The 25211-nt window shown below is 48.3% G+C and carries 24 protein-coding genes; 18 read left to right on the top strand and 6 right to left on the bottom strand.

The features are described 5' to 3' along the window. The first annotated feature begins 85 nt into the window (after window positions 1-85). Window positions 86-619: a DinB family protein gene (locus AC4BAN_RS13695; RefSeq protein ID WP_490564973.1), complete on the top strand. Its 534-nt coding sequence runs from the start codon at window positions 86-88 to the stop codon at window positions 617-619. A 55-nt stretch (window positions 620-674) separates the two neighbouring features. Further along, window positions 675-857 carry a hypothetical protein gene (locus AC4BAN_RS13690; RefSeq protein ID WP_490564972.1) on the top strand — a complete coding sequence of 61 codons (183 nt, stop codon included), beginning with the start codon at window positions 675-677 and terminating at the stop codon, window positions 855-857. A gap of 213 nt (window positions 858-1070) precedes the next feature. Here AC4BAN_RS13690 and priA read toward each other — a convergent pair whose 3' ends face one another. The 6 genes from priA to rpsF all read right to left on the bottom strand — a co-directional run bounded on the left by priA (window position 1071) and on the right by rpsF (window position 8142). After that, the gene (gene priA / locus AC4BAN_RS13685; RefSeq protein ID WP_490564971.1) at window positions 1071-3602 is read right to left on the bottom strand and encodes a replication restart helicase PriA; all 2532 of its coding nucleotides are present in this window, start codon (window positions 3600-3602) and stop codon (window positions 1071-1073) included. A gap of 134 nt (window positions 3603-3736) precedes the next feature. Further along, complete coding sequence (locus tag AC4BAN_RS13680) at window positions 3737-5800, bottom strand: thioredoxin domain-containing protein (protein ID WP_490564970.1); 2064 nt, start codon at window positions 5798-5800, stop codon at window positions 3737-3739. A 94-nt stretch (window positions 5801-5894) separates the two neighbouring features. Continuing rightward, on the bottom strand, window positions 5895-6881 hold the full coding sequence (locus AC4BAN_RS13675) for a GSCFA domain-containing protein (protein WP_490564969.1): 987 nt from the start codon (window positions 6879-6881) through the stop codon (window positions 5895-5897). 185 nt (window positions 6882-7066) lie between these two features. Further along, the gene (gene rplI, locus AC4BAN_RS13670; protein WP_490564968.1) at window positions 7067-7510 is read right to left on the bottom strand and encodes a 50S ribosomal protein L9; all 444 of its coding nucleotides are present in this window, start codon (window positions 7508-7510) and stop codon (window positions 7067-7069) included. Between the two features lie 12 nt (window positions 7511-7522). Continuing rightward, complete coding sequence (gene rpsR, locus AC4BAN_RS13665; protein WP_377506629.1) at window positions 7523-7774, bottom strand: 30S ribosomal protein S18; 252 nt, start codon at window positions 7772-7774, stop codon at window positions 7523-7525. After that, window positions 7774-8142, bottom strand: a complete 369-nt coding sequence (rpsF, locus tag AC4BAN_RS13660) for a 30S ribosomal protein S6 (RefSeq protein WP_490564967.1) — start codon at window positions 8140-8142, stop codon at window positions 7774-7776. Before rpsF ends, rpsR begins: the two co-directional genes overlap by 1 nt. Window positions 8143-8662: 520 nt before the next feature. On the opposite strand from rpsF, the gene AC4BAN_RS13655 reads away from it, so the two are divergent. The 16 genes from AC4BAN_RS13655 to AC4BAN_RS13580 all read left to right on the top strand — a co-directional run bounded on the left by AC4BAN_RS13655 (window position 8663) and on the right by AC4BAN_RS13580 (window position 25183). Beyond that, window positions 8663-9979, top strand: coding sequence for a c-type cytochrome (locus AC4BAN_RS13655; protein ID WP_490564966.1), 1317 nt, complete (start codon window positions 8663-8665; stop codon window positions 9977-9979). Window positions 9980-10023: 44 nt separating this feature from the next. Then, on the top strand, window positions 10024-13017 hold the full coding sequence (locus AC4BAN_RS13650) for a TAT-variant-translocated molybdopterin oxidoreductase (protein WP_490564965.1): 2994 nt from the start codon (window positions 10024-10026) through the stop codon (window positions 13015-13017). Between the two features lie 20 nt (window positions 13018-13037). Next, window positions 13038-14468 carry an NrfD/PsrC family molybdoenzyme membrane anchor subunit gene (gene nrfD / locus AC4BAN_RS13645; protein WP_490564964.1) on the top strand — a complete coding sequence of 477 codons (1431 nt, stop codon included), beginning with the start codon at window positions 13038-13040 and terminating at the stop codon, window positions 14466-14468. Next, window positions 14461-14985 (top strand): DUF3341 domain-containing protein, encoded by a 525-nt coding sequence (locus AC4BAN_RS13640; RefSeq protein ID WP_490564963.1) that lies wholly within the window; start codon window positions 14461-14463, stop codon window positions 14983-14985. Before nrfD ends, AC4BAN_RS13640 begins: the two co-directional genes overlap by 8 nt. Before the next feature lie 110 nt (window positions 14986-15095). Continuing rightward, the gene (locus AC4BAN_RS13635; protein WP_490564962.1) at window positions 15096-15668 is read left to right on the top strand and encodes a c-type cytochrome; all 573 of its coding nucleotides are present in this window, start codon (window positions 15096-15098) and stop codon (window positions 15666-15668) included. Window positions 15669-15696: 28 nt separating this feature from the next. After that, a complete protein-coding gene (locus AC4BAN_RS13630) occupies window positions 15697-16962 on the top strand; it encodes a quinol:cytochrome C oxidoreductase (RefSeq protein WP_490564961.1) in 1266 nt (421 codons plus the stop codon). A 24-nt stretch (window positions 16963-16986) separates the two neighbouring features. Next, a complete protein-coding gene (locus tag AC4BAN_RS13625) occupies window positions 16987-18057 on the top strand; it encodes a cytochrome c oxidase subunit II (RefSeq protein WP_490564960.1) in 1071 nt (356 codons plus the stop codon). 19 nt (window positions 18058-18076) lie between these two features. Further along, window positions 18077-19903 (top strand): cytochrome c oxidase subunit I, encoded by a 1827-nt coding sequence (locus AC4BAN_RS13620; protein ID WP_490564959.1) that lies wholly within the window; start codon window positions 18077-18079, stop codon window positions 19901-19903. 11 nt (window positions 19904-19914) lie between these two features. Further along, complete coding sequence (locus AC4BAN_RS13615) at window positions 19915-20991, top strand: COX15/CtaA family protein (RefSeq protein ID WP_490564958.1); 1077 nt, start codon at window positions 19915-19917, stop codon at window positions 20989-20991. Between the two features lie 41 nt (window positions 20992-21032). Next, complete coding sequence (cyoE, locus tag AC4BAN_RS13610) at window positions 21033-21893, top strand: heme o synthase (protein WP_490564957.1); 861 nt, start codon at window positions 21033-21035, stop codon at window positions 21891-21893. 2 nt (window positions 21894-21895) lie between these two features. Continuing rightward, window positions 21896-22480: a cytochrome c oxidase subunit 3 gene (locus tag AC4BAN_RS13605; RefSeq protein WP_490564956.1), complete on the top strand. Its 585-nt coding sequence runs from the start codon at window positions 21896-21898 to the stop codon at window positions 22478-22480. Between the two features lie 24 nt (window positions 22481-22504). Continuing rightward, complete coding sequence (locus AC4BAN_RS13600) at window positions 22505-23251, top strand: cytochrome c oxidase subunit 3 (protein ID WP_490564955.1); 747 nt, start codon at window positions 22505-22507, stop codon at window positions 23249-23251. A 77-nt stretch (window positions 23252-23328) separates the two neighbouring features. Next, a complete protein-coding gene (locus AC4BAN_RS13595) occupies window positions 23329-23670 on the top strand; it encodes a cytochrome C oxidase subunit IV family protein (protein ID WP_490564954.1) in 342 nt (113 codons plus the stop codon). A 10-nt stretch (window positions 23671-23680) separates the two neighbouring features. Further along, entirely contained in the window at window positions 23681-24352 is a 672-nt protein-coding gene (locus tag AC4BAN_RS13590) for an SCO family protein (protein ID WP_490564953.1), read from the top strand. Then, window positions 24330-24890: a DUF420 domain-containing protein gene (locus AC4BAN_RS13585; protein ID WP_490564952.1), complete on the top strand. Its 561-nt coding sequence runs from the start codon at window positions 24330-24332 to the stop codon at window positions 24888-24890. The genes AC4BAN_RS13590 and AC4BAN_RS13585 overlap by 23 nt, the downstream gene beginning before the upstream one ends. A gap of 32 nt (window positions 24891-24922) precedes the next feature. Further along, complete coding sequence (locus AC4BAN_RS13580; RefSeq protein WP_490564951.1) at window positions 24923-25183, top strand: hypothetical protein; 261 nt, start codon at window positions 24923-24925, stop codon at window positions 25181-25183. The last annotated feature ends 28 nt before the right edge of the window (window positions 25184-25211 follow it).

The raw sequence follows: 25211 nt of genomic DNA, 5'->3' as shown, positions 1-25211 counted from the left end.
AACTGCAGCGCCCTTTCTATTTTGATTGATTCGCTATGGGTGAAATGTTTACCTTCGTGTTTTCTTAGCAACTTACCCTACACACATGGCCATGCCTATCAGTTATCCGAAGCAGGAAGAATACAGTGGCTTTTATGCCAATTACATACACGAGGCACAGGCCGAGGACCTGCTGGAAGGTCTTACCGCCAGTTACGCTTACATTGCCGGCATGATGCAGGGCCTCTCGAACGAGCAGCTTTTGCACCGTTATGCCGAGGGCAAATGGAGCATCAAAGAGCTGCTGGTGCACATGCTGGATGCCGAACGCATTTTCTCTTACCGTGCCCTGCGCTTTGCTCGTCAGGATAAAACATCACTGCCCGGATTTGAGGAAGGCCAGTACGTTGGGCCCTCAAAAGCCGACACCCGTGACATTAACTCTATCTTAGCCGAGTACACGGCCGTGCGCACTGCTACTATCGAGTTGTTTAAAAGCTTCGACCAGGAAGCACTGGAGCAGAGAGGCATCGGGAGCGGAGTTGAGATCAGCGTTCGTGCCATCGGGTTCACCATCCTAGGGCATGAGATTCACCACCTGAAGGTGATCCGGGAGCGTTACCTGGAAAAAGCTATCTAAGCGCAGGTTTAGCCAAGGCATTTGATCTTTAACCTACTTATTCAGTTTTAAAAGCATGCAAAACCGAAGAACGTATCGCATCGTCATGACCATCGCCTGCTTTGTGTTTGCAGGCTTTAACGGGTACAAAATATGGAAGGAGGGCTATAACACCATAGATGTGTTTCTACTGGTTGTTTTTCTGGCCTTCGGGAGCATTTATGCTGTGATTTTGTACCGGGGCAGAAAGGATGCGTAAGGAATAGGGTAGAAAGGAAAAACCTGAAAGTCTATATTATCTTGGGAGATGAATAAGACTTTCAGGTTCTCAACTTTTAGCCAAAGGTATCTATATATACGGGAGCGGCCTGAAATGGGTTGTAGGGAACAGGAAATTTTTTTTAGTTTATTTTGGCGCCCCGCTTTCAGTAAAAATAAGTGCTGGTTTACCCTGATTTTTTCCTCGCCCGCCTTAAACCGGATCCACATCCGCAACTATTCTAATGCCCTTAAAATCAGGCAAGAGCTTCAGGTTGAATAGGGCCTGTGCGATGACCGTTTTTGCCCCTTTCAGATTGGTGGAGTCACGGGAAAGCTTGATGTGGATCTCGTTCAAAAACAGGTTTCTGATCTTAAAGATATAAGGCACTTCCGGACCCAGCACCTGTTGTTTGCCCAGGCGGTCAGTCAGGTCTTTGGCTAACACAATGGCTGCATTCTCCGATACTTTCTCCTCGGCGTGCTTCACAGTGATCCGGATCATGCGCACAAACGGCGGGTAACTGAAGCGCATGCGTTCCTCTATCTCATGTGCGTACAGGCTCTGGTAATCATTATGGCGCACCTTGTTAAAGATGGGCTGTAAAGGATCGCGTGTCTGGATGATCACGGAGCCGGTTTTGCCCCGGCGCCCTGCCCGGCCACTTACCTGCACAAACAGCTGGTAGGCCCGCTCATGTGCCCTGAAATCAGGGAAATTGATAATAGTATCGGCGTTCAGGATGCCCACCAGGCTTACATTCTCAAAGTCGAGCCCTTTGGTTACCATTTGGGTACCGACCAATACGTTGGTTTTACCACTCTCGAACTCTGATATAATCTGTTGGTAACTGTTCTTCTTCTTGGTCGTGTCCAGGTCCATGCGCTGGACATCCGCGCTTGGCAGGAGCAGTTTTAGCTCATCCTCCACTTTCTCGGTTCCGAAGCCCATGCTTTTGAGGGTGGTGGCCCCGCAGGCAGGGCAATCGTTGGGCTTGCGCTCGTGGTAGCCGCAATAATGGCAGCGCAGTTCGTTGTTATACTTGTGGTACGAGAGGCTTACCGCGCAGCAGTTGCATTTGGGTATCCAGGAGCACTCATCGCAACTGATGAAAGGGGCATAGCCCCTGCGGTTCTGGAAAAGTATGACCTGCTCTTTTATCCTCAGCCTCTCTTCGATGGCCGTAAGCAGTTTGCCCGAGAAATGGCTGTGCATGTTCTTGCGTTGCTGCGCATCGCGGGTATCAACCAACTCAATTTCGGGCAACTGCGCCTCCCCGAAACGCTTCGACATAGTAACCAGGCCCCAACGGCCGGTTTTGCAGTTATAGTAGGTCTCGATAGAGGGGGTGGCAGAGCCGAGCAGAGTTTTTGCGCCTTGCAAATGGGCCATCATTAAGGCTGTTTCGCGCGCATTGTAGCGTGGGGCCGGGTCGTACTGCTTGTAACTGGCCTCATGCTCCTCATCAATGATCACCAGCGAGAGGTCGTGGAAGGGCAGAAAGATGGAGGAGCGCACCCCCACCACCACCTGGAACCGGCCCGCCAGGATTCCCTGCCATACTTCGGCCCGCTCGTTGTCGGAGAACTTGGAGTGGTAAACCCCCAGCTTTTCCCCGAAAACCTTCATCAGGCGCGTAACGATCTGGGCGGTGAGCGCAATCTCGGGCAGCAGGTACAACACCTGGCCGCCTCCCTCCAGGGCGTGCTCGATGAGATCGATGTATACTTCGGTTTTGCCGCTGCCTGTTACACCATGCAGCAAAACCGTATCTTTTTCCTTAAAAAGGCCCAGTACCTCATCTTTTGCCTGCTTTTGGTGCTCGGAAAGGGAGATGGGCAACAGCTTTTGACTGTAATCAACCGGGAACCGCGACACGATCTGGTCGAACTGCTCCAGCACCCCTTTTTTGATCAACGTGTTGATGGAGGAGGCCGAGAGGTGTGCCGCGCTGGTCAGTTCGCTTTTCTCAATCCCTTTAAAGTTGAGGTGCGTGTTTTGGTGCACAGGCACGCGCTGGAGGTAGTTCAGCAGCACGTCCAGTTGTTTGGGGTACGGCGTCAGCTGGTTGAACAGCTCTTCCAGCAAGCCCTCCTCCTGCACAAAATGCTCGGAGATGCGCACCTTCTTTACCACCTTGGGCGCGTATTTATCACTTACCTGCTCATAAATGATCACGCACTCCTTCTGAATAAGGGACTTGATGAACTTATGGTAGCTTTTAAGTTGCAGCAGGTTGCCTACCTCGGTAAAGGTGAGGGCCTGGTTGCTTTGCAGCGCAAAAATGATCTTCTCCTCCTGTGCCGACAACGGAATATCGTCCTCCTCGGGGTTGTAGTGCGGGTGCAGCTGTAACCGCGACTCACTGCTGAGCTTGAGGGCGGAGGGCAGGGCAGCGTTTATTACCTCTCCCAGCGTGCACATGTAGTAGTCGGCTATCCACTTAAAGAGTTTAAGCTGCGGCGTTGTGATGATGGGCTTGTCGTCCAGGAAATCGAGGATATACTTTGCCTGGTAGCTGGCGGGGGCTGTTTCGTGAATCTCAGCCACAATACAGCTCAATACCTTTTTCGACCCGAACTGCACAATCACGCGCGCACCCACCAACACATCGTCGTTCATCTCGAACGGAATGCGGTAGGTGTAGAGCTTCGGGAGGGGGAGGGGCAGGATAACGTCGGCAAACAGCGTGACGCGCTCCACCGCCTGCTCCGGCGGATAATTGAAATTGAGTAGTTCGGACAAGGGCTAAAAGTATGGGTGCTGCGTACAAAGGTCGTAAAAATCGGGTAATTGTTCCGGGTTAAATTCAATTTGCCTTTCCCTTTCCAACCCGTATCAGCAAGGGCGTGTCTTAACTGGTTTACAAACTTTACCTGCTAAAGGGCGGGGAACCTGGGGCTGTTCTGATCGTTTTGCAGCTGCTTCAGGGCTTCGGCGGCCGTGTGCACCGGCATTTGGCAGGATTTGTCGTAACAAACATACACCGTGGTTTTGCCCTGCTGCGCCACTTTATCCTGCAGCAAAGGGAGCTGGCTGCTGTGGGCTGTGCCAAGCAGCAGCATGTTTGGCTGGTAAAAAGAACTTATCTCTGCCCGCATCTCCGCGGCTTCCGGTCCTATAATGGCCACTTCGGCCACTGGCGTTGCCATATAATAGTATAGGATGGCCCAGTTACTTAAGTGGGATGGCTCTTTGAGCAGCAAACCTTGCATCTTGCCCATCATACTTTCTGATAAGGAGGTATAAGCCTCGTTGTCGAAGTATAAACCCAGGAAATGGAGGTTAATGGCCATGACGGAGTTGGAAGAGGGGATCACATTGTCGAACAATTCCTTTTTACGCGCAATCAGTTGTGCCGCGTTTTTATCCTTGAAGTAAAACAAGCCCTCCTGCTCATCCAGGAAATTTTCCAGAGCGTAGTCGGTCAGTTCCTTGGCCTGGTACAGCCACTGCTCATCAAAGGTAACCTCGTATAACCGGATGAAAGCCGCGGCCAGCAATGCGTAATCGTCCAGAAAGCCGTCTATGGTAGCCTTGCCTCCTTTGTAAGTATGATACAGCTTGTCAGTTTTTTTCAGTTGCCGCAGTAGAAACTGCGCGTTCCGGAGGGCCAGGTCCAGGAAGTGTTTGTTGCCAAAGGTATAGTAAGCGTCGGCCAGTCCTTTCAGCATCAGAGCGTTCCAGGAGCAAAGTATTTTGTCATCCAGGTTAGGCCTGATGCGCTTGGCGCGTGCCTGCATAAGCTTGTTTTTCCAGTGCTGCACCATTTCCTGAAGCACCTCTACCTCCAGCTCATTTTCTGCGGCAAACTGCTCATCGCTGATCTTGCGGCGCAGAATGTTACGCCCGTGCTCAAAGTTTCCGGCAGCAGTGGCATGGTAATACTTCGAGAAAAGGGGTTCTTCTGAAGAGAGGATCTTGATGAGCTCGTTTTTTGTAAAAGTATAGAATTTGCCTTCTTCCCCCTCGCTGTCGGCATCCAGGGAAGAATAGAATCCGTCTTCCGGACTCATCAGCTCACGCTCTATAAAGGCAATGGTGTCGTATACCACATCGTGATACAATGTTTCACGTGTAGCCTGGTATGCTTCGGCATACAATGACACCAGCTGCCCATTGTCGTAAAGCATCTTCTCGAAGTGCGGCACCAGCCACTCCTCATCCACCGCATAACGGGCAAATCCGCCCCCGATCTGGTCGTAAATACCGCCGTAGGCCATTTCGCGCAAGGTAAGATGCAGGTGCCGGAGCGCTTTTTCATCCTTGGAGTAATGATAATAGCGCAACAGCCAGAGGTAATTGGTGGGCATCGGGAATTTTGGAGCCGGCAACAGGCCTCCCTGGTTTTTATCGAAACGCGCGCTTAGCCCATTAAAGATCTGGCCCAGGCCTTCTTCACTTAGTGTTGAGGTGTTTTGGTTCAGACCATACTTTTCCAGTACGCTACGGTTGAGGTGGGCAACAAACTGATCGGCGGAGGCTTCCAGCTCCTGCCGGTTCTTCTGGTAGGTTTCGGCTATGTTCAGCAGCAGGCCAACCCATTGCTGAGGCGGGAAGTACGTGCCGCCGTAAAACGGTTTTGCATCGGCGTTCAGAAACACGTTAAGCGGCCACCCTCCCTGCAGACCCATGGCCTGAAGGGCATCCATGTACACCGCGTCAACGTCAGGGCGCTCTTCCCGGTCTACTTTGATACAGATAAAATACTGGTTCATCACCTCGGCCACCTTCGGGTTCTCGAAGGATTGTTGCTCCATCACATGGCACCAGTGGCAGGCTGCGTACCCGATACTGACAAGGATGGGCTTATCCTCCTGCCTGGCGATCGCCAGCGCCTCTTCCCCCCACGGAAACCAATCGACGGGGTTGTAGGCGTGCTGCAGCAAGTAGGGGCTGCTTTCATGAATAAGTTTGTTGGATGTCTTTTTTACCTGGGTCATAGTTTTCCTGAGATTCTGCCTTGGCACATACTTTAAGTACGGGCGTGGCAGGCAAAAGTAAAAGGAGCAGCTATAGGAGGAGGAGGCGAAAAGGCTAGTTGCCGTTTCTGAACTGTTTTTGAAGCAGGTGCAGTTCGGGCGTAACATCCACATTGTACTTCTGCGCAATTTGCTTTATTTGTGCCTCTGTGCTTAACAGGAAGCGCCGGTGTGCATCGGATTCCGGGTGAAAAGCCTTGTGCGCTAAGGCTTTTTTTGCTTTGCCCCATTCCGGTAAGAACTGCTGAAACTGCGCGTTGTAGTAGGCATGCACGAATTTCTGCCAGATATAGTCTTCAGCCATGCCGGTGGGATGCAGCAGGTCATCCTTGTAGAACCTATAATCGCGCAAATCGTCCTGCATGATCTCGAAAGCAGGAAAATACTGTACCTGCTGGTGGCTTTGCCCGACATGGTGACATACAACCCGCAACAGCGATTTACTGACACTGTTCAGGAGCAGGGTTTCCTTTAGGTGGCGCACCGGGCTTACCGTGAGCAGGACCGTCAGTCCAGGGTTTATTTCCTGAAGCGTGGTGAGCAACTGGTCAAAGGCCAGCATGATCTCGTGTTGGCTGAGCAATCCTTTGCTAAAGTTTTTGGCGGGGAGTTTATGGCAGTTAGCCACCAGGTTACCGGAATCAGCAAGTCTGTAGGCCACGGAGGTGCCTAAGGTAATTACAAGCAGGCTGGCTTCCTGCAGGTAAGCCTGCGTTTGGCGCGCGCGCGCGTGCAGCTGTGCCAGCAGCCCGGCTTTGTCAGGCGATGAAAGCGACGAGTGGGCATCGTAGCTGTACCAGATGCCATGCTGTTGCACCAGGTGCGGTTCAAAGTCATAGGCGGTGCCGGCGGCGGCCTGCAGCAGACGGCATACCGAAACCGGGTTAAAGATAGTGCCGAACGGGTTCACCAGCGCATCCACTTTGTGTCGCTTTAACTTCGCACCGATCACTTCAGCAAAGCAGGAACCCATGGTCATCACTTTATCCTGCAGGGAGAGGGCCAGGCCAGTGGGCGGAACATCAACTTCAGTCCGGAACATAGGTTTAGGGGTTTTTAAAGGGCGTTAGACCGGAGTAGGCTTATGTTGTTTTTTACGGTGCGTACAGCCGGGCAGGCTGCGCAAAAGTATAAAACTATTTACAGCGAGCGAAGCCGACAGGGGCAAGAGCATAAAAAAAGCGCTCCGCTTAAGGCGGAACGCTTTTTTTAAGTGTTTAAGTGCTGCTATTCAGCAACTACGTTGAAACGTACCTGGTGCTTCACTTCCTTGTGCAGGTTTAGTGTAGCAGTATACTCGCCGGCTGTTTTAACATCCTGATCAAAAGAAATACGCTTACGATCTACATCGTAGCCTTTCGCTTTTAAGGCCTCGGAAAGCTGGTTTGTTGTTACAGATCCGAAGATCTTGCCTGTCTCGCCTACTTTTGCAGGGATTTCCAGGGTCACGTCGCCGATGCTGTTTGCCAGCTCCTGTGCGTCGTTCTGGATTTTCTCAGCTTTGTGCGCTGCCTGTCGGATATTTTCAGCGACCACTTTTTTGTTGGCAACGCTAGCGTTAACTGCCAGACCCTGTGGGATCAGGTAGTTACGGCCATATCCTGGCTTTACGTTTACTGTATCGTTCTTGTAGCCTAAGCCCTTCACGTCATCTTTAAGTATTACTTCCATCGTTTGCCCTCCTTATTTTAAAGAATCTGTTACATAAGGTAAAATAGCAAGGTGTCTTGCTCTGGCAACAGCCTGAGATACTTTGCGCTGAAACTTCAGGCTGGTACCGGTTAATCTCCTCGGAAGGATCTTGCCCTGCTCGTTCACAAACTTAAGCAGGAAGTTGCCGTCCTTGTAGTCGATATACTTGATGCCACTCTTCTTGAAACGGCAGTATTTCTGACGATTTTCTTGCTTGTGGATTCTTTCGTTTACTAAGCTCATTATCCTTTAACCTCCTCTTTTTTAGCTTGTGATTTGAACTCTCCGTTTCTTCTGCGCGCGTTATAAGCAACAGCGTGCTTGTCGAGTACAGTTGTTAAAAAACGTACAACTTTTTCATCACGGCGATAAGCCAGTTCAAGCGCATCCACAACATTACCTGTTGCGTTGAATTCCACGAGGTGATAGAAACCAGTCGACTTCTTCTGGATTGGGTAAGCCAGTTTACGAAGACCCCAGTTCTCTTCATGAATAATGTCGGCGCCATTTTCCTTAAGCACCTGTCTGAACTTCTCGACCGTTTCTTGCATCTGAACTTCGTTTAAAAGCGGAGTCAGGATGAAGACCGTTTCGTAATTTCTCAATTCCATTCGGTTCGATTTATTAAATTTTATTTAAGCGTGCAAAGATAGGGGGAGTTCGGGTTAAATGCAAGCAACTGTAATAGTATTGTGGCTATCATGGCTAAATGCCTTGTAAAACCTGTTGGGGCAGGCGGTAAAGTATACACTATTATATATAGCGTGCCTAAACTAGCTTTAAAAAACGCCTTCAATAAAGGCGTTCCGGACAGAGTTTTTGTACATAAAATGGTGCTGCGGACAAACATACTCCGGGGAGCCTTGTTGTTGTAATGCAATGATGAAGTATGATAAAATTAAGAGCATTATACGGCTATGGATCAGGTTTTTATTTAAAACAATTCTAAATAAAAATGCCCTGCTATAATCAGGAAGAGGTTTTGCCTCAGTGTTAGAGTGCTGTGGTTACGGGTTTGGGAGGGTGTCCAAAAATAAGCTTATTCTGTTTGATTAATGGAATTCCGGTGGTAGATTTGTGGCCGTAAAGTAAATTCACCATTATACTAAACACACACAAGTGATCTTGGCTATGATTAGCTGTATACTCAAAGCAAAATCCAAAGTATTTGTTGCCTTCTTGTTTGCATTGGTCGTTTCTTTTGGTGCTTCGGCCCAGCAGGCCAGCGAGCAGGCAGAGATAGCGACAAAAGGAGTAGAGCCCGGTGCTACGCAAGGCGCAACCACTGACGCAACCCCTGCAGGTGACCCTGCAGTGATTGATGCAGGCGAATCCCTGTTCAAAAATAACTGTGCTGTCTGCCACTCGGCAGGTTCTGACGTTATTGTAGGTCCCGGACTTCAGGGCGTAACGGAAAGAAGAAACGAAGCCTGGTTGCTGAAATGGGTGAAAAACTCGCAGGCGCTCATCCAATCCGGAGATGCTGAAGCCGTAGCTATATACAATGAGTTCAACAAGCAGGCGATGCCTTCCTTTGCATTCTCAGATGACGAGATAAAGTCTATCCTGGCTTATGTGAGTTCTGGGAAAGGTGTTGTGTCTGCCCCGGTTGCAGGTCCTGAAGGCGCCGTAGCCGGAGAAAATGTGGGCACTGACGCTATTGGCGCCGTGGGAGGCTACCTGGATATCATCCTGGTGGTGCTGATCGTGGTGCTGATCGTGCTGGTTATCACCCTCTTGCTGATCACGTCGCTGCTGAAGAACTACCTGAACAAGAGCCGTACGCTGGATGCTTACGACAATGAGGTGGTGAACCAGCGCTTTGACTTTTCTAAAATATACAAATCAAACGCCGTGCGCACCCTGGTGGTGCTTATCTTTGTGGTTGTGCTGCTGGACCTGACCTTGGATAAGGTAATGGGTATTGGCATTCAGCAAGGCTATAAGCCCAAGCAGCCGATTGCCTTTTCGCACAAGCTGCATGCCGGCGAGAACCAGATCAACTGTAACTATTGCCACACAACTGTTTACAAAGGTAAAAGCGCCAGCATTCCTTCTGCAAACATCTGTATGAACTGCCACAGCCAGATCAAAACGGAGTCTCCTGAGATTCAGAAGATTTACAGGGCGATCGAGCGTAACAGACCTATTGAATGGGTGCGCATCCATAACCTTCCCGATCTTGCATATTTTAACCACTCGCAGCACACGCAGGTGGCGGGTGTAGAATGCCAGACGTGCCACGGACCGATCCAGGAGATGGATGTGGTGTACCAGTATTCCCCGTTAACCATGGGCTGGTGTATCGACTGTCACCGCGAGACGCCTTTGAACACAGAAGGAAACGGCTATTATGACAGACTGGTAGAGCTGCATGATGAGGCCTCTAAGGGTGCCTTCACCGTTGCTTCGAATGGTGGTACGGAGTGTTCTAAGTGTCACTACTAATTCAATCTTATTACAATTAAGTATTCGAGTTTTCTAGATATATTATGCAAGACAGAATAAAATACTGGAAAGGAATTGAGGAGTTAGAGAACACTCCGGAATTCGCACAGCATGCTCAAAATGAGTTTCCAGAATTCCTGCCAGTAAATAGTGAAGCGGGTAGGGAAGGTGCTTCGGGGACTGGTAAAACAGCCCGACGTGACTTCTTAAAGCTGTTGGGTTTCAGCATGGCAGCTGTTTCTCTGGCTTCCTGCGAGGCGCCTGTAAGGAAAGCTATCCCTTACTTGAACAAGCCGGTGGATGTGGAGCCGGGCATTGCCAACTGGTATGCCTCCACGTATTTCCAGAACGGAGATTACAACAGCATTTTGGTGAAGACGCGCGAAGGCCGTCCGATTAAGATCGAGCCTAACCCTAGCTCCGGCTTAACGCCAACTGGTACAAGCCCGAGGGCACAGGCATCATTGCTGGGGCTGTACGACAACAACCGCCTGCGTTTCCCGCTCATTAAGGGCAAAGAGGCGACATGGGAGGAAGTAGACAAGCAGATGGCAGCCAGGCTGGCCAATGTAAACGGCAAAGTGGCCTTTGTTTCCTCTACCATCATCAGTCCATCCACCCTTAAACTGATCAAAGAATTTGGCGCCCACTTTGCCAACTTTGAGCACGTTACCTATGATGCCAACTCATCGTCTGGCCTGCTGCAGGCAAATGGCGGCGTGGTTCCTGGCTATGATTTTAGCAAGGCCAATGTGATCGTGGGCATTAACGCTGATTTCCTGGGTACCTGGGTAGCACCAGTTCCTTTTGCGAAGCAGTACATCAAAACAAGAAAAGTAAACCCGGATAATCCGGCTATGTCCCGGCACTTCCAGTTCGAGACGATATACTCCCTGACCGGCGCTAACGCGGATGTTCGCGTGCCGATCAGGCCATCTGAAGAGGCTGCAGTTGTTTCTGCGCTTTACAGTGCTATCACGGGCCAGGGCGCAGCAACCGGCGCAGTGGCAGATGCAGCAACGTTAAAAGCTGCTATCAAAGAATTGCAGGCAAATAGAGGCAAAGCCCTTGTGGTGTCTGGTTCAAACGACCCAGGCATTCAGGCCATGGTGAAAGCGATCAACAGCGCCCTGGGTGCTGAAGGAACCACCATTGATGCGGCCTCACCATACTTTGTGAAGCAGGGTAACGATGCGCAGATGATACGCCTGGTAAATGAGATGAATGCAGGCACGGTAGGTGCGGTGTTCTTCCATAATGCCAACCCGGTATATAACCACCCGCTTTCTGCCAAGGTGGTGAGCGGCCTGAAAAAAGTAGGCCTAAAAGTTTCCTTTGCGGACAGAGTAGAGGAGACGTCGGCTTTCGCTGACTTTTTAACCCCGGATCATCATTACCTGGAGTCGTGGAACGACTTTGAGGCGAAAAAAGGCTTCTTAAGCCTTTCCCAGCCGGCCATCAGCCCGATCTTTACCACCCGCCAGATGCAGGACAGCTTGCTGACCTGGAACAAGAGCAACACCAACTTTTATGAGTACCTGCGCAATAACTGGAGATCAGTAGCGACAGGCGACTTTAACAAGTTCTGGGAGCAGGTAGTGCATGACGGCGTACTGGAAAATGGCACCAGCATGCTGGCCCTTACCCCAAGCACGGCCACAGCTTCTCCTTCTGTTCGGAAAATTAATACAGCCGCCATAGAAGCAGTTGTTTACGAGAAAGTAAGCATCGGAAACGGTGACCTGGCAGGTAACCCCTGGTTGCAGGAGTTGCCAGATCCTATCTCTAAAGCCACATGGGGTAACTATGTAGCCATGCCACGCAAGATGGCTGAAGAGATGGAAGTGGTGCAGGGAGATGTGCTGTTAGTAACGATGGCAAACGGCGCTACCTTCGAGCTTCCGGCCTTGATGCAACCAGGTCAGGCAAATGGCACGGTTGGTATCGCAATGGGTTACGGACGCAATGTAGAAGCCATGCCGGTAGCAAAAGGCCTGGGCGCGAATGCGTATCCTATTGCAACTGTTGCTGACAACGTGATTTTGTACACGGGTGCGGTAACACTAGCGAAGACAAGTGCTGTTTCTCCGATTGCCCAAACGCAGACACACCATACCATTATGGATCGTTTGGTTGTGCAGGCAAACACCTTAGCCAACTATAAAGCAAATCCGAAAGAAGTAACGGAGTATATCCGCATTGCCACACCGGAAGGAAAGGCAAAACCAGCAACGGTTTCGCTTTGGGATGACTACGAATACAAGAACCACCATTGGGGAATGGTGATCGACCTGAACTCCTGCATTGGTTGCGGAGCCTGTACCATGAGCTGTAATGTGGAAAATAACATTCCGGTTGTAGGTAAGGCTGAGGTGCTCAACCGTCGTGAAATGCACTGGATGCGCATCGACCGATACTACGGTGCAGTGGAGCATGAGGAAAAGGATTACGCCACGATGGAAGATCCTGCCGAGAACCCATCGGTTATTTTCCAGCCGATGTTGTGCCAGCACTGCAACCACGCCCCGTGTGAAACGGTTTGCCCGGTGGCAGCTACCATGCACAGTTCCGAGGGTATCAACCAGATGGTGTACAACCGCTGCGTAGGTACACGTTACTGCGCAAACAACTGCCCGTATAAGGTGCGTCGTTTTAACTGGTTCGCCTACGCCAACAACGATAAGTTCGATTTCAACGAGCCGATGAACAGTGATCTGGGCAAGATGGTGTTAAACCCGGATGTGACCGTGCGAGCAAGAGGTGTGATGGAGAAGTGCTCCTTCTGTGTGCAGCGTGTGCAGCTGGGTAAGCTGGAGGCGAAGCGCGAAAACAGAAGACCGAAAGACGGTGAAATTGTTACAGCCTGTGCGCAGTCCTGCCCTACAGAAGCTATTGTTTTCGGTGATATGAAGGATGCAGATAGCCGCATTTCGCAGATACTGGCCCGGCAGCAGGGTGAGCGTGCCTTCCACGTACTGGAAGAGCTAAACGTGCAACCGAACGTGACATACTTGACTAAAATTAGAAACTTAGCTTAACATTTAATTTAAAAAGCGTTATGCAGCACGTATCTCCGATTAGGGAGCCTCTTGTAACGGGGGGTAAAACATACCACGACATCACCGACGATGTCTGCAGACAGGTGGAGGCCAAGCCCAACATCCGCTGGGCCGCAGCCCTTGCTGTTGCTTTAGTCGGATTGGCTATATTCTTCTATTCCGTTTACCGCACACTTTGGTTTGGTATAGGAGAGTGGGGATTGAACAAAACGGTTGGCTGGGCATGGGACATCACCAACTTCGTGTGGTGGGTAGGTATCGGCCACGCTGGTACACTTATCTCCGCTATCCTCCTACTGTTTCGCCAGAAATGGAGAACTTCGATCAACCGCGCAGCGGAGGCCATGACCATCTTTGCCGTAATCTGCGCTGCCATGTTCCCTGTGCTTCACATGGGCCGTCCGTGGCTGGCTTATTGGGTGCTTCCGCTACCAAACACGTTTGGTTCACTGTGGGTGAACTTTAACTCCCCCCTTTTATGGGATGTGTTTGCCATCTCCACCTACTTCTCTGTATCGCTTGTGTTCTGGTACATTGGCCTGATTCCTGACTTTGCCACCATCCGTGACAGAGCCGTGGGGCCGATCGCCAGAAGAGCTTATGCCGCCCTGTCCTTTGGCTGGACGGGATCAGCCAAAGCTTGGTCGCGTTACGAGACGGTATCTCTGATCCTGGCAGGTCTTGCCACGCCGCTGGTACTGTCGGTGCACACCATTGTATCCATGGACTTTGCCACCTCGGTTATACCGGGCTGGCACACAACAATCTTCCCGCCATACTTTGTGGCAGGTGCGATTTTCTCGGGTTTCGCCATGGTGTTAACCCTGATGATCATCACGCGAAAAGTTTTCCATCTGGAAGACTACATCACGCTGGAGCACGTGGAATCCATGAACAAGGTAATTATCCTGACGGGTTCTATTGTTGGTATAGCCTATACAACCGAGTTTTTCATTGCCTGGTACTCCGGTGTGGAGTATGAGCAGTACGCGTTTATCAACCGCGCCTTTGGTCCATACTTCTGGGCATACTGGTCCATGATGACCTGTAATGTGATCACCCCGCAGCTGTTCTGGTTCCGCAAGATTCGACGAAGCCTCACCGCCACTTTCATCATCTCAATATTTGTGAACATCGGTATGTGGTTCGAGCGTTTCGTGATCATCGTAACCTCTCTTCACAGAGATTACCTGCCATCCTCTTGGGCAATGTTTTCTCCAACAAGAATCGATGTCGGCATCTATGTAGGTACCATCGGACTGTTCTTTACTCTGTTCCTGCTTTTTGCGAAGTTCTTCCCTGTGGTGAACATGGCAGAGGTAAAGGCCATATTGAAGTCCTCGTCAGGTGTAAAGCACGGCGGCCATGCCGAAACGATGCACGCTACAGAAAAGGAATTGAATACTCATACACACCGCAACAATGAATAAGAAGTTTGTTCTAGGGATCTACGATGATGAAGATGTGCTGTTGACAGCCATTGAAAATATCCGCGCTGCCGGTACTAAAATATACGATGTATTTTCACCTTATCCTGTTCACGGGATTGATGATGTACTGGATATCAAGCGTTCAAGACTTCCGATAGTGGCTTTTTTCTGTGGTCTTTTTGGTACCTCGTTTGCCCTTTGGATGCAGATATGGATGCTGGGCTTTGACTGGCCCATGATCATCGGTGGTAAGCCACACATCTCTTTGCCATCATTCATACCGGTAACCTTTGAGTTAACCGTGCTTTGCGCTGCATTCGGAATGGTGATCACCTTCTTTATTGTGAGCAAGTTAAAGCCATCCTTGAGGGTAAACGTGTTCGATAAGCGCTCTACAGATGATAAATTTGTGATGGCGATTGAAATCAAAGATGGTGAAACGGATCTATCGGCACTTAATAACCTGCTTCGGTCTAACGGCGCGATTGAAGTTAATGAGAAGGAGGTCATAAAATAATGAAAAGATTTACGAAAATAGGTTTCAAAGCCTCTGCAGTACTTTTTTCCTCTGCATTGATATTCGCCTGCAGCAATGAGCAGGATCCAGGCCTGGAATACGCCCCAGATATGTACCATTCAATTCCGCTTGATCCATACTCTCAGATCAAAGAGAATAAGTTTAACCCGGGCGGGATGAACATGCGTGAGCCGGCGAAAGGCACAGTTCCACGTGGCAAGCAGGGCTATAACCTTTATCTTTCTGCTGATACGGCAGAAGTTGCCGGTGTAGAGTTGCAAAACCCGTTAGCAGATACACAGCAGAACCTGGCGGAAGGAAAGGTGCTTTATAGCCGTTTCTGTGCCCATTGCCACGGTGAAAAAGGCGATGGACAGGGGCTGGTAGGCATCAAATTCAAAGGGGTGCCCTCTTATAGCGCCGGCCGTGTAGCCGAGCTACCAGCAGGACATATCTACTATGTGATCACCAACGGAAGGGGACGTATGATGCCACATGGCTCACAAGTGAACCCGACAGAACGATGGAAGATCGTGCTATACGTGCAGCAACTACAGCAAGGCATCACAGATGTAGCCGCTGGCGCTGAAGCTGAGAACGAAGCAGGTGGCGAGGCCATTACGGATAATCCTGTTACAGGCACTCCGGAAGGAACTCCAAAGAAAGAAACCCCTAAAAACTAAGTCTAAAAAGGCATAATTTAACAGGATAATGACAGAAGAAAGACTCATCATTTCCAGAAAAACTACAAACAGGTTTTTCTTAATGATAGCTATAGGTGTAGTGTTGCTTATAGCAGGCATCATCTTCATGGCCGCAGGCGGAGGGGCAGCGCATGAGGCTGCAGAAGGACATGGAGAAGCCGCAGCAGCGGGTCATGAGGCAGCCACATGGGCAAAGCGTTTGTTTCTGAACCTTTGGCTGAACAACGTTTACTTTACAGGTATTGCACTCATCGGAACGTTTTTCGTAGCCGTTCAGTACGTAGCCTATGCCGGATGGTCGGTTTTGATCAAGCGTATTCCGGAAGCACTCAGCTATTACCTGCCGATCGGTGGGGTGATCATGCTGCTGGTTTACCTGTTCGGTTCTCATGACATTTTTCACTGGACACATGAGTACCTGTACGATATCAATGACCCGCGCTATGACCCGATCATTGCCGGTAAGTCAGGTTATCTGAACACATTCTTCTTCCTGGCCAGGATGGTGGTTTTCTTTGCCTTGTGGATCATTTTCTTCTACTGGCTGAGAAAGATCTCGATCGATGAGGATTTGCATGGTGGTACAAGCTATTTTCACAAAAGCATCCGTGTGTCTGCCATGTTTCTGGTTGTGTTCGGAGTTTCTTCTTCCATGTCCGCCTGGGATTGGGTGTTATCGATTGACACACACTGGTTCTCTACCATGTTCGGTTGGTATGTGTTTGCCAGCTGGTTTGTAGCTGGACTAGCCGCAACTACACTTACTGTTATTATTCTGAAGCAGAAAGGCTACCTGAAACTCGTAAATGCCAACCACCTGCACGATCTGGGTAAATTCTGTTTCGCTTTCTCCATTTTCTGGACCTACATCTGGTTCTCTCAGTTCTTACTGGTTTGGTATGCCAACATACCGGAAGAGTCCATCTATTTTCTGGAGCGTTTAGACAACCATTACACCTGGATATTCTTTGTTAACCTTTTGATAAACTTTGCCTTCCCTTTCCTTGTTCTGATGACAAGAGATGCGAAACGGCAGATGATCATGCTGAAGATTGTAACCATAGCTATACTTGTAGGCCACTGGTTGGATTTTTACCTGATGATGATGCCTGGCACGATGGGAGAAGAGGCTGGTATTGGCTTCATTGAAATTGGAACAACCTTGATCTTTTTGGGAATATTCTTGATCACGTTTACGAAAGGTCTGACGAAGGCATCTCTTGTGCCTGTTAACCACCCGTTCCTGGAGGAAAGTGTTCACCATCATGTTTAGAGATTTTACTAAAAGCGTTATATAATGATTACGTTCGCGATAGGTTTATCCATAGTTTTATTATTTGTAGTCTTGTTCCTTCTTTTCAGGATCGGAACGCTGGCTTCTATTTTCAGGGGCTCGTCTCAGCGTGCAGCCGGAACAACCAAAACAAGTAACCGCGTAAACAGCAGCCTTTTCCTGTTATTCCTGATAGGGGGAGGAGCTGCATTTATCTGGTCTTTCTCCGATTCATGGGATACGATGAACCTGCCAATTGCCTCCGTACATGGCGAATGGACAGATAATCTGTTCTGGACGACGATGATTGTGATCGGAATTGTGTTTGTGATCACACAGGTACTGTTGTTTTATTACTCTTTCAAGTACCAGCACAGAGACGATAAAAAGGCATATTACTATCCCCACAACAATAAGCTGGAGATTGTCTGGACCATGATACCTGCTGTGGTGATGGCCTTACTGGTTTTTGGAGGTTGGAAGACCTGGACAAAGATCACAAGCGCTGCGCCAGAGGAGGCAGTGGTGATCGAGGTAATGGGTAAGCAGTTCAACTGGATGGTGCGCTATCCAGGCGCCGATGGGAAGCTGGGCGTTGCCAAGCATACCCTGATCGATGCGACCAATGAATTCGGAATCGACTTCAGCGACGTAAACTCGCTGGATGATTTTATGCCGATGGAACTGCATGTGCCCAAGGGAAAGCCGGTTCTGCTAAAGATCAGGTCCAGGGATGTGATCCACAGTGTGTTCATGCCGCATTTCCGTTTGAAGATGGATGCCGTGCCAGGTATGCCTACCAAATTCTGGTTTGTACCTACAAAAACTACTTATGAAATGCAGAATGAGACCGGCAACCCTGACTTCAAGTATGAGCTTGCTTGTACGGAGGTTTGTGGACGCGGTCACTTTGCCATGCGTTTCATTGTAGTAGTGGATGATCCGGATGATTATGAAGAGTGGTTGGCAGCTCAGAAACCATTTGCGGAACTAAACCCGGGAGTGGTGGCTAAATTTCAGCCGGCTGGTGCCAAGCAACTGACCGCTGAAAACAGAACGGAAGTAGTTGCAGAAGAGGTTAAATCAGAATTATAGCATTTAAATATTATTGAAAATGTCTAGTACAGATATCTCTATCCATCCAGATGTACACCATGCACACGAGGCGCATGAGGAGCATCACGATCAGAATTTCTTTGAAAAATACGTATTCAGTCAGGATCATAAAGTAATTGCCAAACAATTCCTGATCACAGGTATGGCCTGGGCTTTTCTCGGAGGCTTTTTGTCTATACTTTTCCGTTTGCAGTTAGGCTGGCCGGAGGCCACGTTCACTTTCCTGGAGCCCATTCTGGGCGGATGGGTTGAGAATGGAAAGCTAAACCCGGAGTTTTACCTGGCATTGGTTACCATGCACGGCACGATCATGGTATTCTTCGTACTGACAGCAGGCTTGAGCGGAACGTTCAGTAACTTCCTGATCCCGCTTCAGATCGGGGCCCGCGACATGGCATCCGGCTTTATGAACATGCTATCTTACTGGATTTTCTTCCTGTCGAGTATTGTTATGTTTACCTCTATCTTTATAGAGACAGGTCCGGCCGCCGGTGGCTGGACGGTTTACCCGCCACTGAGTGCATTGCCGCAAGCCATATCAGGATCCGGTATGGGGATGACGCTTTGGTTAGTGGCCATGGCCTTGTTTATTGTATCTACTCTGCTTGGCGGTGTAAACTATATCACCACCATTATAAATTTACGCACCAAAGGCATGTCTATGTCTAAGCTGCCGCTTACCATTTGGGCGTTTTTTTTAACAGCTATACTGGGCTTGCTGTCGTTTCCTGTGTTGTTTTCAGCAGCATTGCTCCTAATATTCGATAGAAGCTTTGGCACGAGTTTCTACCTGTCTGATATTTACATTGCCGGAGAGGCCCTGTCGAATACGGGCGGTAGCCCGATTCTGTTCCAGCACCTTTTCTGGTTCCTGGGGCACCCGGAGGTTTATATCGTGATCCTGCCAGCTTTCGGTATCGTTTCAGAGGTAATTGCCACTAACTCACGCAAGCCGATCTTTGGTTACAGAGCGATGATCGGTTCCCTGATCGGTATCTCAGTTCTCTCGTTCGTAGTGTGGGCGCACCATATGTTCGTAACCGGTATGAACCCCTTCCTGGGTTCCGTGTTCATGTTCCTGACCCTTATCATTGCAGTGCCTTCTGCGGTAAAAGTGTTTAACTGGATCGCCACGCTTTGGAGAGGTAACATCAGGTTTACGACAGGCATGTTGTTTGCCGTTGGTTTTGTTTCCCTGTTTATCTCTGGAGGTCTTACAGGTATCGTATTGGGTAACTCCTCCCTTGATATTCAGTTGCACGACACATACTTTGTAGTGGCGCACTTCCACCTTGTAATGGGTGCGGCGGCTTTCTTTGGTATGTTTACAGGGGTTTACCATTGGTTCCCGAAAATGTTCGGTAGAATGATGGATGAGAAGCTTGGCGCAGTACACTTCTGGCTTACGTTTATCTCGGTTTACCTGGTGTTTATGCCAATGCACTACATTGGTATAGCTGGCTTCCCGAGAAGGTATTACAACTGGACTGGCTTCGAGACATTCAACATCTTTACTGACCTGAATACTTTTATCAGTATTGCGGCTATACTTGGTTTCACAGCGCAGTTTGTGTTCCTTTTTAACTTTATTTATAGCATCTTCAGAGGCCGAAAAGCCACGGAGAACCCATGGCATTCTAACACCATGGAATGGACGACTCCTGTGTTACCGGGACACGGTAACTGGCCTGGCGAAATTCCATCGGTATACAGATGGCCTTACGATTATAGCAAGCCGGGAGCCACAGAAGACTTTATACCTCAAACAGTACCTTTCTCAGAAACGCAGTCTTCTAACCTGCCGCATGAGAAAGACTTTGAATAAGTTCATACTCAATGGCGATTAAATCTTTTCAGTATAAAAGGTTTAGGAATATAGGGGTACTCACAGTGCTGGCTGTGTACTTTTTAATATTGGTCGGTGGGATCGTTCGAAGCACTGGTTCAGGAATGGGTTGCCCTGACTGGCCTAAATGCTTCGGAAGCTGGGTTCCTCCGACTGATGTTCGCCAATTACCAGCTGATTACCTGGAAGTGTACCAGGCGAAGCGCATTGAGAAGAATAAGAAACTGGCAGGGATGCTGGATAGGTTAGGCTTTGAAGAGCTATCAGTCTCAATTTTTTCGCATCCTAGCCAGTATATTGAAACAGAGTTTACTCTATCCAAAACGTGGATAGAGTACTTAAACCGCCTGGTTGGCGTATTAATCGGGATTTTTATTTTCCTGACTGTCTTGTTTGCGGTTCCATACTTAAAAACAGATAGAAAGATATTTTACCTGTCATTAGGGTGCCTGGTGTTGGTAGGTTTGCAGGGTTGGCTAGGCTCCATTGTTGTCTCCACTAATCTGCTGCCTGTAACTGTTACCATACACATGGCGCTTGCGCTGGTGTTGGTAGCTATTTTACAGTATACCGTGTTAAGAGCACAGCGTAGTGAGTGGCTTGAAAGGTTTAAGTTTGAAGCTGGCATAAACGGACTTTTATGGGTGGTAGCTTTGGCTACATTCGGCCAGATACTGTTGGGTACGCAGGTGCGGGAGGAGGTTGACCTTATAGCCTTTATGATGAATGGCTTAGAAAGAGCGGCATGGATAGAAAAGTTGGGGATCAACTTTGTCATTCACCGGTCTTTCTCCATCGTGATCCTGGCCTTACACCTGTTACTAGCCGCCAGGCTTTACAGGTTGAAAGATCGGGTAGTCAGGAGATTGACACATGTACTGCTTTTTATCGTCGCTTGTGAAATAGTTTTTGGTGTTTTGATGGCTTATTTTGCTATACCCGCTGTCTTACAGCCCTTGCATTTGACGTTTGCGGCACTCCTGTTTGGCGTGCAGTTTCAATTAATTGTTGTTTACCATTATGCCTCTAGAAAGGCGCTTAAAAATACTGTAGCAGTTTCTATCTAATGTTATTATCCGGACAAGAATCGCTATCGTTACAATCCTTTATGACGCATAAAGCATCTGCATATTTTAAACTTCTTAAGTTCAGATTAAGCTTTACTGTCGCTTTTTCCAGTGCTATTGGTTTTATTTTAGGTTACCCCGGCGCCTCCTACATCGACATCATGTTGGTAATGCTGGGCGGTTTATTGGTTACGGGCTCTGCGAACATCATTAACCAGATAATCGAGAAAGACCTTGACAAACTGATGAAGCGGACAGCTAAGCGTCCGTTGCCCACGGGGCAGGTTAGTGTAACGGAGGCTGTGGTTTTTTGTATGTTTCTAGGCATATCAGGCACCGCTTTGCTGGGTTTATACTTCAACCCACTGGCTGCAGCCTTGTCGTTGGTGTCGCTTGTTTTGTATGGCTTTATTTATACGCCGTTAAAACGCATTAATCCAATATGTGTTTTTGTCGGCGCCATCCCAGGCGGCATGCCTCCCCTGATCGGATGGGTAGCGGCAACCGGAGCCATCGAAATTGAGGCCATCATATTATTTGGTATTCAATTTTTCTGGCAGTTCCCACACTTCTGGGCCATTGCATGGGTGCTGGACGATGATTATAAGAAGGCCGGCTTTAAGATGTTACCTACCGCTGGTGGCAAAAACTTAAAAACGGCGATTCAGATCATGATCTATACCTTGGTGCTGATACCGTTGAGTCTGTTGCCCCTTCAGTTTGGCATGACGGGTGCTACCTCTGCCATGATAGCCGTGGTTTGCGGCGTGTTGTTTTTAGCCCAAACGTTTTACCTCATGCGCACCTGCACTAAAAAGGCTGCGATGAATATTATGTTTGGTTCTTTTTTATATCTGCCCATTGTGCAGATAGCCTTTGTGTTAGATAAAGTTAATCTATAGTTATGGTTGACAACAGAGTAGAAGAGAGTACCTCCACGGCCGGCGTTCATCCGCTTAAGTTTGCGCTGTGGTTGATCATCATTAGCATTATTATGATGTTTGCAGCCTTCACTAGCGCTTACATTGTAAGAAGAGAGGAGGGGAATTGGCTGGAGTATGATCTGCCAACGATTATGTTGCTGAATACGCTCGTTATCATTGCCAGTAGTTTTACCATGCAGTGGGCGTATGTCTCCGCCAGAAAAGACAACCTGCAGCGTTTAAAACTGGCGCTTATTTTAACTGCTACTCTGGGTATCGCGTTCTTAATTGGGCAATGGAACGGTTGGGCAGCCTTGGTGCGCGATAATATTTACTTTGGGGGAGCACAGGCAAACCCTGCCGGTTCGTTTCTGTATGTGTTAACGGGTGTACATGGCTTTCACCTCATCACAGGACTGATCTTTTTAGGCATCACTTTAATGAGCAGCCTGAAGTATAAAGTGCATTCTAAAAATCTGTTGCGTATACAGTTGTGCACGCTATACTGGCACTTTTTAGGGGCACTTTGGCTATATTTGTATATCTTTTTAAGAATTAATCACTAATCACGTTTTTTCAATACATAAACTATGTCTACTTCAACTACGCTGGAAGCACCTAAAACAGGTACATGGGACGGTGGTAACGAGCCATTTAAAGCGAGCTACGGAAAACTAATGATGTGGTTTTTCCTGCTCTCGGATGCGTTTACATTTGGCGCATTCCTGATTGTATATGGTTTGTCCCGTCATAAGCATTTGCCTTATACCGGCGAAGCGGAAGCGTTTACTTTTTCAACACAGTGGTGGCCCATCCCTGAGAAAGTCTTCAACGCCTTTCCTGGTTTTCATGGGGTAGATCTGCCGCTTGCGTTTGTGGCCCTCATGACGATGATCCTTATTCTTAGCTCCGTAACAATGGTACTGGCGGTAGAAGCCGGGCACCGCATGGACAAGAACGATGTGCAGAAGTGGTTGCTGTGGACAATTCTTTTTGGAAGTACTTTCTTAGGCTGCCAGGCCTGGGAGTGGAGTCATTTTATAACAGGAACAGAAGACGGCATGATGCTGGCAGACGGCACACGCGTATTAGGCGCTAACCTTGTCATCAATCAGTATGGTCCTCCGTTGTTTGCCGATCTGTTCTTTTTCATCACCGGTTTTCACGGAACGCACGTTCTTTCTGGCGTTATCTTGTTGATTATGATCTTTATAAACACCGTGAATGGAGTTTATCACAAGCGTGGCCATTACGAGATGGTTGAAAAAGTAGGCCTTTACTGGCACTTTGTAGATTTAGTGTGGGTGTTTGTATTTACATTCTTCTACCTGATCTAAGTAAGTATAACATATTAAATAACTGTAATATACCTGCTCCTTACCGGAAAGCAGGTTCAATATTAGCTACAGAAATTATGGCAATGCATCACGACAATGAATTTCAGCAGGCAGGTGAAATTCCAAAACCACAGACGAAGGCAATCTGGAGAACCTTTATTATACTGGTGGCGCTCACAGCGCTTGAATTCGTCTTCGCTTTCTTTATGGAACCTGGAACGGTTAGAAATGCGATTTTCATCATACTTACTATTTTCAAGGCTTTTTACATTGTAGGTGAATTTATGCACTTGAAGCATGAAACCAAAGCTCTCATCTGGACGATTATGATCCCAATGGCTTTGATCGTGTGGCTGATGGTGGCCTTGATTTCAGAAGGCAGCTATTACTTCGAGTCGGTTACGAATTACTTTAACTAACACCTACACGATGAGTAATATAAAGGCACTAATATTAGGTATCCTACTATTAGTGCCTCTTTTGGTTTTTATATTCATCTCTACGTTCGGAGAACATCACTTTTCGCTTCAAACTTTTTTTCCTGAAGTGACTGATGCCGGAGAGCTTGTACTTACAGCGCAGGGAGATACGGTTTTCCACACAATTCCTGACTTTCAGTTTACCTCACAGCAGGGCAATGTTGTTTCACAGTCAGGCACCTTGTCTGATGATATTTATGTGGCCGATTTCTTTTTTGCCACATGCCCCGGCGTCTGTAAAAAAATGTCATCTCAGTTTTCCAGGGTACAGGAAGCTTATAAAAATCACCCGACCGTAAAACTTGTCTCTTTTAGCGTTAACCCTGAACATGATTCCGTAGAAGTGCTGAAAGACTACGCAGCGCAATACGGTGCTGTACCAGGTAAATGGTTCTTACTTACCGGTTCACGTTCGAACATCTATGACCTTGCGGAAAGGGGCTTTCACCTGCCTGTGCAGAAAATACAAGGGCAGCAGGACTTTATCCATAGCGAGAAATTTATGCTTGTGGATAAGGAACGCCATGTACGCGGCATTTATGATGGAACTGATCCTGATGAAGTGGATCGACTTATTTTAGAAATTAACGTGTTGTTGGATGAATATAGTAAAAGAAAATAACGGCCAACTAACAGGCAGCAAAGACAAAAAGGTGCTGACCCTAATTGCCGTGCTATCTATCGCTATACCTGTAGTGGTCGCCATTCTTTTTTTCTTGCCCAAATCCGGACAGTCTGATCTGGATGTGTCCTTTCTTCCGGCGCTGCATGCCATTCTGAACTCTCTGACGGCGGTGTCCCTGGTGGTAGGTTATTTCAATATTAAACGAAAAAACGTAAAAGCACACCGAGCCGCCATGCTCACCGCTTTTGGGCTTTCGTCTGTTTTCCTGGTGTCGTATGTCACCTATCATTTTTTAGGACAACGAACCATATACGGCGGAGACGGTGCACTGAAAATCTTCTATTATTTTATCCTACTCACACACATCGTGCTGGCTATCGCCATTGTTCCGCTGGTACTGCTTTCTGTTTACTACGGCATCATGAACCAGTTGGAAAAGCACCGGCATATCTCTAAGTGGACTTTCCCGATCTGGCTGTATGTAGCCGTTACAGGGGTATTGGTCTATTTCCTGATTTCCCCCTATTATACTTGAAACCTCTCCGCATACTTAACTGTTTTATAGTTATGAAGCTCAAAGTATATAAAGTGCTCACCTTGATTGGCCTCGTGCTGCTGATGACTTTTGCTGTTACAGATGCCTTTAGTCAATGCGCAATGTGTCGTGCCACTGTGGAATCTAATGTAGGTACTGGCAGTAAAAATCCGGAGTCTGAGGTAGGGTCAGGTTTGAATACGGGTATATTATACCTGATGGTAGTGCCTTATGTACTTATTGGTGCTGTAGGGTTACTATGGTACAAGTATAGCAGAAAGAAAACTGAGTAGCCGAATGTATACAGGCGCAGTTTTTGCT

The organism is Pontibacter sp. GD13 (assembly GCF_058216355.1).
The sequence above is the reverse complement of the archived record's forward strand: the minus strand, read 5'-3'. Positions and strand labels throughout refer to the sequence as shown.